Genomic DNA, 14,624 nt, shown 5'->3' on the forward strand with positions numbered 1-14,624 from the left:
CACGGTTTACCTTGCCGGAATCTCTGTAATCACGGCTATAGCACGGCACATCAATAGATTTTTGGCTGCGACATGCCAGGCTTACGGCTCACCTTTAACCTGGAGAACCCCCCGGATGAGCCCGACATACGCGCTGAAAAAACCGCTTGCCGCCTTGCTCACCTCGCTGGCGTTATTTGCTCATGCACCTGCCAGTGCCGCTGGTGTGTATGGCGAACAGCTGGAAGGATTTCAATACCCCTATCCGTTGCAGCATTTTGATTTTAAATCCCAGCAGCAATCGCTGAGTATGGGCTATATGGATGTGAAACCGGCGCAACGGGCCAACGGCGAAACCGTGGTGCTGATGCACGGTAAAAACTTCTGTGGCGCGACCTGGGAAGAGACCATTCGCGCACTCAGTCAGCAGGGATATCGCGTTATCGCGCCCGACCAGATTGGCTTCTGCAGCTCGACCAAACCAGCCAGTTACCAGTACAGTTTTCAGCAGCTGGCAGATAACACCCATCAGCTGCTCGCCCGGCTGGGTGTGAAGAAGGCGGTGATTATGGGTCACTCCACTGGCGGAATGCTGGCAACACGTTATGCGCTGATGTACCCGGAACAGACACAGAAGCTGGTGCTGGTTAACCCGATCGGGCTGGAGGACTGGAAAGCCAAAGGCGCACCGTGGCGATCCGTGGATCAGTGGTATCAGCGCGAACTCAAACTCAGCGCAGAGGGCATTAAGAAGTATGAGCAGCAGACCTACTATGTCGGTCGCTGGAAACCCGAATATGACAAGTGGGTTGATATGCTGGCCGGACTCAACAGTGGGCCAGGGCACCAGAAGGTGGCGTGGAACTCCGCCTTAATCTACGACATGATCTTCACTCAGCCCGTATTTTATGAATTCGGCGATCTGAAAGTGCCCACCACGCTGATGATCGGCACCTCAGACACGACTGCCATCGGCAGTGATATCGCTCCGGCAGAGGTGAAAGCCCGGCTGGGTGATTACGCGGTACTGGGGAAAGAGGTCGCAAAACGCATTCCGGGGGCGCGCTTAATCGAATTCCCCGGTATGGGACACGCGCCGCAAATGGAAGAGCCGGCAAAATTTAACCAGACGCTGCTCGACGATCTGGCGCGTCCCTGAACCGTCAGGCGCTGCGGCGCCTGACCTTAGATCGCCACGCGTTTCTGCTTTTTACTGAGGTACATCTGCTCATCGCTGTCGTGCAACAACTGCTCCAGCGATTGCGGATGCGCCGCGTCAAACTCCACGACGCCGGACGAGAATTGCAGGCGGTAACGGCGGTTCAGACTGACTGATTGCTGTTGCAGATAACGGTCAAACTGCAGGAGCAGCGCTTCGCTCTGCTGCTGCTGCAGACCATTAAACAGCACCACAAATTCATCGCCGCCCAGACGGGCAAACAGATCCGAATGCTTAAACACCACTTTCATCGCATCGGCAAAGTCCATCAGCGCGCGGTCGCCTTCACGGTGGCCCAGCGTGTCATTAATCTGCTTAAATTTGTCGAGATCGAGAAAGGTCAGGCAGGCAGGCCGGTTTTTCAGCCGGCACTCGTTCAGCACCATCTGTCCCAGCGTCATAAAGCCGCGACGATTGGTGATCTGCGTCAGTTCATCACAGGTGGCAGTCTGAAAGGCGACCAGTTCCGCTTCGGCCATGGCGGCCAGGTCGCGCATCGTGGCCTGATCCTCTTCATTAAACTGACGCGGTTCACGACCAATGATACAGAGGGTACCCATTTTAGCGCCGCCCGGTGCCCGCAGCGGACAGCCGGCATAAAAGCGGATGTGCGGTTCGCCGGTAACCAGCGGATTATCATAAAAACGTTCATCTTCTGCGGCATCTTCAACGATCATAATCTCATCCTGCAGGATGGCATGACCGCAAAAGGAGATGTCGCGGGGCGATCCTGCGGGTTCATAGCCCTGAGCGGATTTAAACCACTGATGATCAGCTTCCAGCAGGCTGACTAACGCGATAGGAACGTCATACAGGCGGCGCGCCAGACGGGTTAAACGATCAAATCGTTCTTCCGCTGGTGTGTTCATTATGTTCAGCGCACGCAACTGCGATAAACGTTGTGCCTCGTCGGCAGCGATTTCAGGTGCTTTCATCACAGAGCCCTTTATTTTTTTAGCTCAAGCCAGGTTCTGGTGTTTGCCTTACGGCGAAGAAGAAGAGCGTGACATAGCCATCACGCTCTTTATAAGGAGGGGATCAGAGCACTTTTTGTTCGGCGAGATCAAGGGCGAAATAGCTGAAAATCAGGTCTGCACCGGCACGTTTAATCGCACCCAGGCTTTCCAGCACCACATTGCGTTCATCAATTGCACCGGCCTGAGCGGCAAATTTGATCATCGCGTATTCACCACTCACCTGATAAGCCGCCAGCGGCAATTCGGTACGTTCACGGATATCGCGCAGGATATCCAGATAAGCACCTGCCGGTTTCACCATCAGTGAATCCGCGCCCTGTGCCGCGTCGAGCAGCGATTCACGGATCGCTTCACGGCGGTTCATCGGATTCATCTGGTAGGTTTTACGGTCGCCTTTTAGCGCCGTTCCGGCCGCTTCACGGAACGGGCCGTAAAACGAGGAGGCGAATTTGGTGGAGTAAGACATGATGGCGGTCTGAGTGAAGCCCGCGGCGTCCAGTGCCCGGCGAATCGCCTCAACCTGACCATCCATCGCCGCTGACGGGGCGATGAAATCCGCACCGGCTGCTGCGGCAACGACGGCCTGCTTACCCAGGTTTTCCAGGGTAGCATCGTTATCGACGCCGTGATCACACAACACGCCACAGTGGCCGTGGCTGGTGTATTCACAGAAGCAGGTGTCAGACATCACGATCATTTCTGGCACGGTATCTTTGCAGATGCGGGACATACGTGCCACCAGACCGTTCTCGTTCCAGGCATCGCTGCCGGTGGCATCGGTATGGTGCGAAATACCGAAGGTCATCACCGAGCGGATACCCGCTTTGGCGATGCGCTCAATTTCATAGGCGAGACGTTTTTCCGGAATACGCATCACGCCAGGCATCGCCTGAATCGCTTTGTAATCGTCGACTTCTTCTTCAACAAAGATGGGCAGAGCCAGATCGTTCAGGCTCAGTGAGGACTCCTGGAACATTTCACGCATTGAGGCGCTGGCGCGCAATCTTCTTGGGCGCTGGATAAGGGAATAATCAGACATTTTCATTCTTACGCAGGTGAAAAAAGTGACAACAGTTTACTCCCTTTGCCCGCGAGGGATGAAGGTTTGTGTGCGGTAAGAGAGGGGGAAAAGAACTCTCCCGCCGGGCGGCGGGAGAGCAGAAAGGTTACTCGTTGATATCCGGATGCTGCTGCACCAGGTTTTTACGTTTCGCTTCCAGACGGGAGATCTCTTCGTCGATATCTTCGATTTTGTGCTCGATGTTATCGTGATGTTCCTGCAGGATTTCGCGCGCTTCTTCCATATCAGAAGCCGCCGGTGTCGCGCCTTTCAGGGGCTTGTTGGCAGTTTCTTTCATGTACAGACCGGTAATCAGACCAATCACTGCCACCACCATCAGATAGTAGGCTGGCATGTAGAGGTTATTGGTCGTTTCTACCAGCCAGGCAGCCAGCGTTGGCGTCAGACCGGCAACCAGTACCGAGATGTTAAACGCACTCGCCAGCGCACTGTAGCGGATGTGCGTTGGGAACATCGCAGGCAGTGAAGAGGCCATCACGCCAGTAAAGGCGTTGAGGATTACCGCCAGCAGCAGCAAACCACCAAAAATCAGTCCCAGTACGCCACTGTTGATCATCATAAAGGCAGGAATCGCGAAGATCATCAGGGCGATACTGCCGATGATGACAAACGGACGACGGCCGAAACGGTCACTCATCATGCCGATCATAGGCTGGACAAACAGCATACCGATCATGATGGCGATGATAATCATCACACCGTGGTCTTCGCTGTAGTGCAGGTTATGTGACAGGTAGCTCGGCATGTACGTCAGCAACATGTAGTAGGTGACGTTAGTGGCGATAACCAGACCGACACAGGAGAGCAGGCTGCGCCAGTGTTTGGTCGCAATCTCTTTAAACGATACCTGTGGACCATCCTGCAGGCCTTCGCGGTCGCCCTGTTCCAGTTTGTCTACGTGCTGCTGGAATGCCGGGGTCTCTTCCAGCGCATGACGCAGGTAAAGACCGATAATTCCCAGCGGCAGCGCGACGAAGAACGGCAGACGCCAGCCCCACTCAAGGAAACTCTCTTCTCCGATAATGGAGGAAATCAGCACCACCAGGCCCGCACCGAGCACGAAGCCCGCAATCGAACCAAAGTCGAGCCAGCTTCCCATAAAGCCGCGTTTACGGTCAGGCGAATATTCGGCCACAAAGATTGAGGCACCGGTATATTCACCGCCCACCGAGAAGCCCTGAGCCATCTTCGCTAACAGCAGCAGAATAGGTGCCCAGATGCCGATGGAGGCGTAGGACGGTATCAGGCCGATACAGAAGGTACTGACCGACATGATGATGATGGTGATGGAGAGGATTTTCTGACGACCATATTTGTCGCCCAGCATACCGAAGAACAGTCCACCCAACGGGCGAATCAGGAAAGGAACAGAGAAAGTGGCGAGCGCCGCAATCATCTGAACGCCCGGTGAAACGTCCGGGAAAAAGACCTTACCCAGCGCATAGGCCACAAAGCCGTAAACACCGAAGTCGAACCACTCCATCGCGTTGCCCAGAGAGGCCGCGGTGATGGCTTTACGTAAACGGGTATCATCGATGATAGTCACATCATCGATCCCAATTGGTTTTACACGCTTCCTACGCAATTTCATAGAATTACCCTGTATTGGAACACGAAAGTCCTCAACGGCGCGAGCCGGGTGTGAGTCGTTCAGACCGCTGCGTTGAGAAATTTAAGCATAGCCGTAAATAAGCACTGTTTATGCGCCGGCAGACACAATAATTACTGTTGTGATTATTGCGAACAGCGACAGAGTATACCGTTTTTGTGTGATATCTGTCATGTTTGGGCTACATCCGGCCTGTTTTTACAACAAATAGAGCTGTTTGCAACCGCAAAAAAATTATCACTGAGCGTGACGACCGCCGTTTTTTTCAGCAAAACAGGGGCAAAGAGGAGGAAGTTACGGGCCATGCTGGCACCGGAAGCGGTTATCCGCTTTGCATCACAGGGCGGAGAGCAGAAAGATGAGTGAATGTGGCTCGACTGGCGGTTCAGCTGCCATCTGCTCTGGTTCAGACGTCGGGTTCCTGCCGGGTCTGAAGAGCCGGCTCCCGGTCAATCGGCTGTTCGCCCCGATCGGTCAGCCAGGCAACCAGCGCCGTGTTGTCCATCGGGCGGGCATAATAATAGCCCTGGATAAAGACCACGCCGCGCCGTTGCAGATAGCTGAACTGTAACGCGGTCTCAACGCCTTCTCCCAGCACTTCCAGCTCAAGCTCATGGCTGAGCTGGATAATCGCGTCCAGCACCGGCGTTCTGCCTTCCAGGGATTCAATCGCGTTGATAAAGCCGCGATCGATTTTCAGATAATCTATCGTGAAGGTCTGTAAATAGCTCAGCGAACAGTGTCCGGTCCCAAAATCATCAATCGCGACCTTCATGCCGCAACCACGTAACTGCTCCAGCTTGCGAGCCACCTCAGCGCCATCTTTGATCAGGCTGCGTTCGGTCAGCTCAAGGGTAATCAGGAACTGCTTATCTTTGATCCGTTCGGCAAACTGCAGCATATCGTCGACAAAGTCAGGATGCTGCAGATGATCCGCCGCCACGTTAATGGCCAGGTGGAAATGGGGCTCAACCTGCCACGCCTGCACATCCTCTGCAATTAAATCGAGCAGATGGCGGGTCAGCGGCACAATCATGCCTTCCGCTTCTGCTGCGCCGATAAAAATATCTGGCCGCACGCCTTTACCGTCGGGCGTTGTCCAGCGCAGCAGGGCTTCAGCACCGCTGCAGCGTTGCAGCCGGTTGTCGTAGACCGGCTGATAGTGCGCCCTGAACTGGCCGCTGGTGATGGCCCGGCGAATCTCATCGCGCCATGAAATACGCCGTTTCAGCCAGTTCGCCATCAGCATCATCAGCAGAATAGAGAAGATAGCGGCCATCGGCATGATGATAAACATCACCTGACGCCAGGCCGAGATCAGTTCAGAGGGTGAGGCAATGAGGGTGACAGAGAGCGGATAGCGATGGGAGATAGCCTGATAAATCATGGGTTCAAACCAGCTGGACGCGGCGATGTGCGGATCGCCAAACGAGATCGGCGCGCCGCCGCTGAACGTCATGCTGAAATGATAGAGATGGCTGCTGCTGATCGCGCGCATAAAATCGATCAGATACTGGCCATCAATCACTGCCCAGAATCCCTCGCCATCGGGCAAATCGCGCATAAAAATCACGGCCGGACGATTCGGTACGCCCGTTGTTCCGGCAATGGACAGACTCCACCAGGCTTTTCCGGTAACCGGCGCGTCGCGCATGATCATCTCTTTCAGCAGGCCTGGGCGTGAACCATACACCGATGAGCAGGCGATGTGATCCTGCTCCATTTTACCGATCGCACGAAAATAGGGGTTTAGCGAGCCAATGCGCTGCAACTGGTTTTCAATCTGGCTGCAGGGCTGATGATGAAACTGGCGCAGCACGGTAATCATATCCCAGGCGCTGTCGCTCATTCTCTCAGCCTGAGATAACAGCGTATTCGCCGCGGTGACCTGCTGCTGATGCACGGTGTGGCGCGCATCCAGGGCGGTGAAAAAAATGCCAATAATCAGAGGCAGCACGCCGGAAATAATAATCACCAGCCTGGCGTAGTCGCGTTTTCGTTTCAGTAGCGGCACCGCTGAATCCTCTGAGTATTATTGGTGTTATGCGGAGGTGCTGATCAGTGGCGCAGCATAGCATCTCTCCGGGCGGTGCAGATTAGCGTTTTTGCGATCAGGAGAACTGACTAAGGTCAATTATCGACCAGACATTGCATTTTTTGACAGGTTGTTTGGTTTTCGTTGCTATGCAGGAAAAAATCAAATGAAAACGGGAGGCAGGCAGGGCAGAAGGCCGATCCGCCGCAGCGGCCAGGAGAGACCCTGGCCCGTCACAGGGCGGGCGCAGGGCAGGACGTTTTACTCAATCGGCAAAATAGATCTGTTTCAGCGCTACTTCAACGCCGCGCAGTTCGGCAAGGCCTTTCAGGCGGCCAATGGCGGAATAACCGGGATTGGTGCGCTTATGCAGGTCGTCCAGCATCTGATGGCCGTGATCGGGACGCATGGGAATCGCCCGCAGGTTGCCCGCCCGACGGCGGCGCTGCTCTTCCGCCAGAATAACCTTGATCACGCCGACCATATCGACGTCGCCCGCCAGATGCGCCGCTTCATGGAAGCTGGCCGGGTTTGCCTCGCGTTTCGTGGCGCGCAGATGGATAAAGTTAATGCGGTCGGCATAGGTTTCCGCCATCTCTACCAACGCATTGTCGGCACGCACGCCATAGGAGCCGGTACAGAAACAGAAACCGTTGTGCAGGCTGTCCACGGTTTCTTTCAGCCACTGCATATCTTCCTGGGTAGAAATAATGCGCGGCAGGCCCAGAATAGGACGTGGTGGGTCATCCGGATGCACCGCCAGTTTAACGCCCGTTTCCTCCGCAACCGGCACAATGGCACGCAGGAAGGTCGCCATATGCTCGCGCAGTTTCGCTTTGTCGATGCCGTCATACTGCGTCAGCTGCGCCTGAAACTGCTCCAGGGTGTAACCCTCTTCGGCGCCAGGCAGACCGGCGATAATATTGCGCACCAGGGTGCTTTTCTCTTCTGCGCTCATGGCGGCAAAGCGCTGAGCGGCGGCCTGCTGCTCGGCAGCGCTGTAATCCTGCTCCGCCCCCGGACGCTGCAACAGATAAAGCTCGAAGGCCGCGAAAGCGTCGGCGTCGAAGCGCAGCGCTTTTGCGCCATCCGGCAGCGTCCAGGCGAGGTCGGTTCGGGTCCAGTCCAGCACCGGCATGAAGTTGTAGCAGACGGTATCAATGCCGCAGGCGGCCAGATTGCGTATCGACTGCTGATAATTGGCGATATAGCGAAGGTAGTCACCACGCTGGGTTTTAATCGCCTCATGGACCGGGATGCTCTCCACCACCGACCAGACCAGACCTTTTTCCGCCAGCAGTGCCTGACGCGCTTTAATCTCCTCAACCGGCCACACCTCGCCGTTAGGGATATGGTGCAGCGCCGTCACAATGCCGGTCGCGCCCGCCTGACGCGCATCATCCAGTGAGACCGGGTCGTTGGGGCCGTACCATCGCCATGTATGTTCCATTTTTACTCCTCAACTGTGATGTGGCCCAGTGGTCAGGCCACTGGACCAAGAGTATGATAGTGGAAAAAACAGGGCCGTGATCCGGATCGCAGCATGACAAACTGCATCGGTGAAGAGATCGCTTTTAAGTGCAATCAGAGGAGAGGGTGATGACGCTGCCAGTAATAAAAACCGAGCGCCTGTACCGTCAGATCGCCAACGTCATCATGGCCGGTATCACGCGCGGTGACTTTGTGGCAGGTGGTTTACTGCCACCGGAGCGTGAGCTGGCAAAACAGCTGGGTGTCAGTCGTTCATCAGTGCGTGAAGCATTGATTGCGCTGGAGATGACCGGCTGGGTCGATATCCGCACTGGCAACGGCGTTTACGTCGCCCAGCCGTTGCCGCAGGCTGCGGTTCCGCAGGAGAGTGAAACCTGCAGTCTGCAGGATCTGTTGCAGGCGCGTGAAGCCTTTGAGGGGATGCTGGCAGGATTTGCCGCACGTAACGGCACCACCGTTCAGCGTGCAGCACTGCTGGCGCTGACCGCTGAACTGCAGCAGTACAATGAAAACGACGCGGCCTTTCTGGAGCAGGACAAGCGCTTCCATCTGCTGATCAGTGAGATGAGCGGCAATGATGTATTACGCGACCTGCTGGAGCAGTTATGGAACCGGCGCCACAGCCCGCATGTGCAGCGACTGGAGCGCCATTATGCCGATAACAGCTTCGCGCAGGAGATGAACGCTGACCATCAGCAGATCGCCAATGCGATTGTGGCGGGCGATGAAGCAGCAGCCCGTCAGGCGATGGAGAGCCATCTCCAGCACGTGCAGCAGCGGCTACTTGGTTAATGCCCGCGCCCGCTTGGGTCGTCCTGTGCCCAGCATAATCGCCAGACGGCTGCCGCCTGGCGTGGTTTCCATCAGAATTTTAGTAATGCTGGTGAGCGGCACCGAGAGCAGCATGCCGACCGGACCGAGCAGCCAGCCCCAGAACACCAGCGACAGAAACACCACCAGTGTCGATAAGCCAAGACCGCGCCCCATCAGGCGCGGTTCCAGCATATTGCCAAACACCATATGAATCGCGGTAAACAGCGCCGCCACCATCGCGGCATCAAACAGGCTGTTCAGTAACAACGCCTGCAGGAAGGGCGGGATACCGGCGATAATCGGGCCGATATTGGGAATAAAGTTGAGGATAAACGCTACGACACCCCATAACAGCGCAAACTTCACATCCAGCAGATAGAGACTCAGCCAGACTGCGATGCCGGTTATCAGACTCACCAGGGTTTTCAGCGCCAGATAGTGCGTGACGCCTTTCAGCGCTTTATGCAGTCCGGCGATGCGAATTTTCGGATTCACCAGCGCGTTGCGCATTTTATAGGGCAGGTGATGGACCTCAAACAGCATAAAGACCACGGTCAGCACCAGCAGCACGGTATTGGTCATCGCGCCGGAAAAGCCGCTCAGCGCCACGGTAGCCAGGTTCATCATGGTATTAGGATCGAAACGCTGTACCAGCGCATCGGTTGAAATATTAAGATGAAAGCCCGCCGCCAGATGTTGCAGCACCGTCATTTTCTGCTCCATGGTGGCGCGCAGTTGCGGATAGAGATCGGAAAACTCGCTCATTGAGCTGGCAATAATGGCACCCAGCAGCACGAGAGCGCAGAAGATCACCGTGATCACCAGCCCAATCGCCAGTCCACGGCGGAAGCCACGCCGCATCAGCATCGTCACCAGCGGATTCAGCACAATGGCAAAGAACGCCGCCAGCAGAAGCGGGACCAGAATGTCTGACGCTGCCCGAACCCCGGCGAGGATAATGACCAGCATCGCCAGTTTTATCAGAATATTTTGTCCGATCTTTTCCCGTTGCAGCTCGCTCATTCTTTCTCTCGTAACGTAAATTGGCTGTTGAAAGTGTAGCTGAAACAAAATTAACAATCTGATTTATCAGAGAAACGGTAAAGCGCGGTGGCAGGTGGGTGAGGTAATCAGCGCCACAGCACTCAGCTATCGCGGCAGAGCAGCAACTCCCCATTGTGCCGGTTTTTACCCGGCTTTCTGCTGCAGGTCCGGGCAGGGGCAGCCGCCCGATAACCGTGTCATTAAGAGGCACCAGTGGCGAAAGCGGGTATAGTTAAAGGATAAACCTTATCATTCAGCCAAATACGAGCGCGAGGACTCATGCCTGAACAGCCTGCCGCGGAACCGAACACCCCATCCGGAAACCTGAACATCTCTCTGCTGATCCTCTCTATCGTGGCCTACAACTTTGCCAGCTATCTCACTATCGGTCTGCCGCTGGCGGTATTGCCAGGATGGGTGCATGACCAGCTGGGCTTCAGCGCATTCTGGGCGGGCCTGGTGATCAGCCTGCAATATGTGGCGACGCTGCTGAGCCGCCCACACGCCGGACGCTATGCCGATCTCTGGGGGCCAAAGAAAGTGGTGGTGACCGGCCTGGTGGGCTGTCTGATCAGCGGGTTGTGTATTTTGCTGGCGGCGCTCATCGAATCACCGCTGTTAAGCCTGACGCTACTCTGCGTGGGCCGCTTGATTCTGGGCGTGGGCCAGAGTTTTACCGGCACCGGCACCTCGTTGTGGGGTGTGGCGCGGGTGGGTTCGCTGCACATTGGCCGGGTTATCTCCTGGAACGGCATTGTCACTTATGGCGCGATGGCGATTGGCGCGCCGCTCGGCGTGGTGATATTCCGGGCGGGTGGCCTGCTGTGGCTGTCGCTGGTCATTGTTGCTATCTGCGTGGTAGGCATCGTCTGCGCGGTGCCGCGTCCGGCCGTAAAAGCCAGCCGGGCCAGACCCCTGCCGTTTCGTGCGGTGCTGGGGAAAATCGCCGGTTTTGGTGCGATTCTGGCGATGGGTTCGGCGGGTTTCGGTGTCATCGCCACCTTTATTACCCTGTTCTATCAGGATAAAGGCTGGGAAGGGGCCGCCTTTGCGCTCTCTCTGTTCAGCGGCGCTTTCGTCGGCGCGCGCCTGCTGTTCCCGAATGCGATTAACCGCCACGGCGGTCTGCGGGTCGCCAGCATCTGCCTGGCGGTTGAAGCCGCCGGACTGTTTCTGGTAGCCGCAGCGGGTGATCCCTGGATGGCAAAAGCAGGCGCATTTCTGACCGGTGCCGGGTTCTCGCTGGTATTCCCGGCGCTGGGCGTGGTGGCGGTAAAAGTGGTGCCGCAGCAGAATCAGGGCAGCGCGCTGGCGACCTACACCGCCTTTATGGATCTGTCGCTGGGGATAACCGGGCCACTTGCCGGATTCATCATGACTTATGCGGGTGTCTCACGCGTCTACCTGCTCACGGCGCTGCTGGTCTGCGTCGCTTTTTTCTGCACGCTGCGCATGCAGCGGCGTCAGGCGGTGTTGCCGGCAGCAGACGATTCTTCAGGATAAAAAAAATGGCCCAGCAGCGGGCCAGAACGTCTTTTCAGACACAGATAAACCGATTAATGGTGCGCGCAAAGCGCAGAACAGGATTCAGGCTTGCAGCAGTTCAATACTGTTGCGGATCTGGCGTTCAACCTCCGCAGGGGTCCAGTTGCTGAGCTGACTGGAGAAAGGCTCAAAGGCATAAACGCCCTTATAGCCAAGCATCTCCAGCCGCTTCACCTGCACCACGCTCTTCAGTACATCGTTATCACTCAGCATGATGCGTTCTTCATCGGTCAGTTCGGCGGTCGGACGGCGATCTTCCACGCCCGAAAGGTGCACCAGACCAATCTGGTTAACATCAATGCCGGCTGGAAACTCCTGCTCAGCCTGCTCATAGAGATGATGGTGGAAGGTATCCAGCAATAACTTAAAGGGCACGTCCGCCGCGGCGATCAATTGCTGCGCTTGTACCGCCGAACGCAGCGAGCTGACCGGAAAACCCAGCGGCTCCACCAGCCCCTGAATGCCATAGTGGGCAAAGCGCGGGGCCAGCTGCTGCATCGCCGCCTGGGTTTGCTGAGGCGACACGGCTATCCCCTCATTCAGCGGACACATGACCAGCGCCTTAGCACCAATCTGTTGTGCTGTCTGTAACAGTGCTTCGGCCCGGGCCAGTAGCGCGTCATCAATGCGGTTAAACGGATAGAGCGCATTAATGGTGATGATATCAATATGATACCTGTCGGTCAGAGCGCGCAGCTGATCGGTGCTGAGATCGTCAGTGACGCTGCCGCCCGGCATGTCATTACGCAGTTCAATCTTGCTCAGCCCCAGGCGCTGAACCAGCTGAAAAAATGCCTCCAGCGAGAGCCGGGGCGCAATTTTGCGGTTGATACAGAAACGGGTTGGATCGATGGCCATGCGCTGACTCCGGGACAGGAGGATGATGCGACCAAAGAGAACATTTATTTCATTAATAGTGAATAATGAAACGCAAATTATTAGATCAGCCTCGCATTAATTTCATATTCCGTTTCAGCCTGATGCATAAAGGCTGGATCGACTTCGCAGTAAAACGCTCAAACCACTCCCCGGCTATTACCCTGCTACGCTGAGGCTGGCCGCTATTAGTGGCCTCCCGTCATCGTGATGCCGGGAGAGACTAAGTGGCGGGAAAAATGCGATCTGTGCCGCTAAAATCAAATTTTCCAAAAAGAACCATTTGAAAAATTTGTTCCACTGTAATAGCTTCATAGCACGCTTTCAGGTTTGCCTGGTCAGGCAGTGTGGCAGGTCGCATGGTCCGTCTGCAGGGAACTTAACCATCTAAAGAGGCAACATCATGACAATCATAGGTAACTTTATTGGCGGTAAAACCACTTTCAGCGCCAGCAACGAAACCATTCCTGTTTACGATCCGGCAACCGGCAAAGTGGTACGTGAACTGACGCAAAGTACCGCTGATGAAGTGGCCCAGGCGATTGGTGTCGCGCATGACGCTTTTGCCGCCTGGTCGAAAACCTCGCCGCTGCGTCGCGCCCGCGTTCTGTTCAACTTCAAAGCCCTGATGGAGAAGCACCGTGACGAGCTGGCGGCGCTGATTGTCTCTGAGCACGGCAAAGTCTGGTCTGATGCGCTGGGTGAACTGACGCGTGGCATCGAAGTGATTGAGTTTGCCTGCGGGATCCCCCATCTGCTCAAAGGCGAATATTCCCCGAACGTCGGCAGCGGCGTTGACAGCTACTCGCTGATGCAACCGGTCGGCGTCGTGGCGGGCATTACGCCGTTTAACTTCCCGGCGATGGTACCGCTGTGGATGTTCCCGATAGCCCTGGCCTGCGGTAACACCTTTGTGCTGAAGCCACCGGCGCTGGATCCTTCTGCTGCAGTGCGTATGGCTGAACTGCTGACCGAAGCGGGCCTGCCCGATGGCGTATTTAACGTCGTACACAGTTCCAATGAAGATGCTGAGCAGCTCTATAAAGATCCGCGTATTGCCGCGGTGAGCTTCGTCGGTTCTTCTGGCGTGGCTGAGCATATCTATAAAACCGCCAGCGCCCACGGCAAGCGGGTACAGGCGTTTGGCGCGGCGAAAAACCACGCTATCGTTATGCCGGATGCCGACCTGGATGCCACCGTCAACGCCATTATGGGTGGTGCGTTTGGCTCTGCTGGTGAACGCTGCATGGCGCTGCCGGTTGTGGTCGCCGTGGGCGATGATACCGCCGACAAGCTGATCGCCCGTCTGACTCCGCTGGTGAACGCGCTGCGTATCGGCCCTGGCATTAATCAGGGCGCTGATGAAAATGAGATGGGACCGGTCGTTTCGGCGGCGCACCAGAAGAAAGTGCTGGGCTACATCGACAAAGGCGAGCAGGAAGGCGCGAAGCTGGTGGTCGATGGCCGTAACGTGCAGGTTGCAGGTCACGCCGAAGGTTACTACGTCGGCGGCACGCTGTTTGATCATGTCACCTCTGAGATGGTGATCTGGCGTGAAGAGATTTTCGGGCCGGTGCTGAGCATCATGCGCGCGCCGGACTACGACAGTGCGCTGCAACTGGTTAACAGCCATGAATTCGGCAACGGCAGCGCGATTTTCACCAGCAACGGTCACACCGCACGTGAGTTTGTGCAGAACGTTGAAGCGGGTATGGTCGGTGTCAACGTGCCGGTTCCGGTGCCGATGGCATTCCACAGCTTCGGCGGCTGGAAGCGTTCAGTGTTTGGCGCGCTCAATGTTCATGGACCGGATGGCGTGCGTTTCTATACCCGCATGAAAACGGCCACCGTACGCTGGCCATCCGGTCAGCAGACCGTGTCTGAATTCAGTATGCCAACCTTAGGCTGATTCATTTCAACGCTGATCCCGGTGCGCGACCGGCAGGATAATCTGC

At 56.1% G+C, this 14,624-nt stretch carries 11 protein-coding genes; 4 read left to right on the forward strand and 7 right to left on the reverse strand.

The window, feature by feature from the left end:
• Positions 1-115: 115 nt before the first annotated feature.
• On the forward strand, positions 116-1,138 hold the full coding sequence (locus tag HFD87_RS14270) for an alpha/beta fold hydrolase (RefSeq protein ID WP_167423582.1): 1,023 nt from the start codon (positions 116-118) through the stop codon (positions 1,136-1,138).
• A 26-nt stretch (positions 1,139-1,164) separates the two neighbouring features.
• Here the strand turns inward: HFD87_RS14270 and HFD87_RS14275 are convergent, their stop codons facing one another.
• The 5 genes from HFD87_RS14275 to uxuA form a co-directional block, all read right to left on the reverse strand.
• Positions 1,165-2,133: a diguanylate cyclase gene (locus HFD87_RS14275; RefSeq protein ID WP_010253370.1), complete on the reverse strand. Its 969-nt coding sequence runs from the start codon at positions 2,131-2,133 to the stop codon at positions 1,165-1,167.
• 103 nt (positions 2,134-2,236) lie between these two features.
• Positions 2,237-3,214 (reverse strand): porphobilinogen synthase, encoded by a 978-nt coding sequence (gene hemB / locus HFD87_RS14280; protein ID WP_010671515.1) that lies wholly within the window; start codon positions 3,212-3,214, stop codon positions 2,237-2,239.
• 127 nt (positions 3,215-3,341) lie between these two features.
• A complete protein-coding gene (gene proP / locus HFD87_RS14285) occupies positions 3,342-4,847 on the reverse strand; it encodes a glycine betaine/L-proline transporter ProP (protein ID WP_010253365.1) in 1,506 nt (501 codons plus the stop codon).
• A gap of 424 nt (positions 4,848-5,271) precedes the next feature.
• The gene (locus tag HFD87_RS14290; protein WP_167423583.1) at positions 5,272-6,879 is read right to left on the reverse strand and encodes an EAL domain-containing protein; all 1,608 of its coding nucleotides are present in this window, start codon (positions 6,877-6,879) and stop codon (positions 5,272-5,274) included.
• A 286-nt stretch (positions 6,880-7,165) separates the two neighbouring features.
• The gene (gene uxuA, locus HFD87_RS14295; protein WP_010253360.1) at positions 7,166-8,350 is read right to left on the reverse strand and encodes a mannonate dehydratase; all 1,185 of its coding nucleotides are present in this window, start codon (positions 8,348-8,350) and stop codon (positions 7,166-7,168) included.
• Positions 8,351-8,499: 149 nt separating this feature from the next.
• On the opposite strand from uxuA, the gene HFD87_RS14300 reads away from it, so the two are divergent.
• Complete coding sequence (locus tag HFD87_RS14300) at positions 8,500-9,183, forward strand: FadR/GntR family transcriptional regulator (protein ID WP_010253357.1); 684 nt, start codon at positions 8,500-8,502, stop codon at positions 9,181-9,183.
• Here the strand turns inward: HFD87_RS14300 and HFD87_RS14305 are convergent.
• Positions 9,172-10,227 (reverse strand): AI-2E family transporter, encoded by a 1,056-nt coding sequence (locus tag HFD87_RS14305; protein ID WP_010253354.1) that lies wholly within the window; start codon positions 10,225-10,227, stop codon positions 9,172-9,174. The genes HFD87_RS14300 and HFD87_RS14305 overlap by 12 nt on opposite strands.
• Before the next feature lie 300 nt (positions 10,228-10,527).
• Here HFD87_RS14305 and HFD87_RS14310 point away from each other — a divergent pair, with 300 nt between their 5' ends.
• Positions 10,528-11,751: an MFS transporter gene (locus tag HFD87_RS14310; RefSeq protein WP_033773075.1), complete on the forward strand. Its 1,224-nt coding sequence runs from the start codon at positions 10,528-10,530 to the stop codon at positions 11,749-11,751.
• Between the two features lie 84 nt (positions 11,752-11,835).
• Here HFD87_RS14310 and HFD87_RS14315 read toward each other — a convergent pair whose 3' ends face one another.
• Entirely contained in the window at positions 11,836-12,651 is an 816-nt protein-coding gene (locus HFD87_RS14315) for a TIM barrel protein (RefSeq protein WP_167423584.1), read from the reverse strand.
• Positions 12,652-13,072: 421 nt separating this feature from the next.
• On the opposite strand from HFD87_RS14315, the gene HFD87_RS14320 reads away from it, so the two are divergent.
• Positions 13,073-14,578 (forward strand): CoA-acylating methylmalonate-semialdehyde dehydrogenase, encoded by a 1,506-nt coding sequence (locus tag HFD87_RS14320; protein ID WP_010671520.1) that lies wholly within the window; start codon positions 13,073-13,075, stop codon positions 14,576-14,578.
• Positions 14,579-14,624: the final 46 nt, after the last annotated feature.

This window comes from Pantoea sp. EKM21T (genome assembly GCF_011800405.1).
GTDB classification, from domain to species: Bacteria; Pseudomonadota; Gammaproteobacteria; order Enterobacterales; family Enterobacteriaceae; genus Pantoea; species Pantoea agglomerans.

Excerpts from the sequence above, each read along its gene's own strand:
- HFD87_RS14270 (WP_167423582.1), top strand. The coding sequence starts at position 116 with ATGAGCCCGACATACGCGCTGAAAAAACCGCTTGCCGCCTTGCTCACC.
- HFD87_RS14275 (WP_010253370.1), bottom strand. The coding sequence starts at position 2,133 with ATGAAAGCACCTGAAATCGCTGCCGACGAGGCACAACGTTTATCGCAG.
- hemB (WP_010671515.1), bottom strand. The coding sequence starts at position 3,214 with ATGTCTGATTATTCCCTTATCCAGCGCCCAAGAAGATTGCGCGCCAGC.
- proP (WP_010253365.1), bottom strand. The coding sequence starts at position 4,847 with ATGAAATTGCGTAGGAAGCGTGTAAAACCAATTGGGATCGATGATGTG.
- uxuA (WP_010253360.1), bottom strand. The coding sequence starts at position 8,350 with ATGGAACATACATGGCGATGGTACGGCCCCAACGACCCGGTCTCACTG.
- HFD87_RS14300 (WP_010253357.1), top strand. The coding sequence starts at position 8,500 with ATGACGCTGCCAGTAATAAAAACCGAGCGCCTGTACCGTCAGATCGCC.
- HFD87_RS14305 (WP_010253354.1), bottom strand. The coding sequence starts at position 10,227 with ATGAGCGAGCTGCAACGGGAAAAGATCGGACAAAATATTCTGATAAAA.
- HFD87_RS14310 (WP_033773075.1), top strand. The coding sequence starts at position 10,528 with ATGCCTGAACAGCCTGCCGCGGAACCGAACACCCCATCCGGAAACCTG.
- HFD87_RS14315 (WP_167423584.1), bottom strand. The coding sequence starts at position 12,651 with ATGGCCATCGATCCAACCCGTTTCTGTATCAACCGCAAAATTGCGCCC.
- HFD87_RS14320 (WP_010671520.1), top strand. The coding sequence starts at position 13,073 with ATGACAATCATAGGTAACTTTATTGGCGGTAAAACCACTTTCAGCGCC.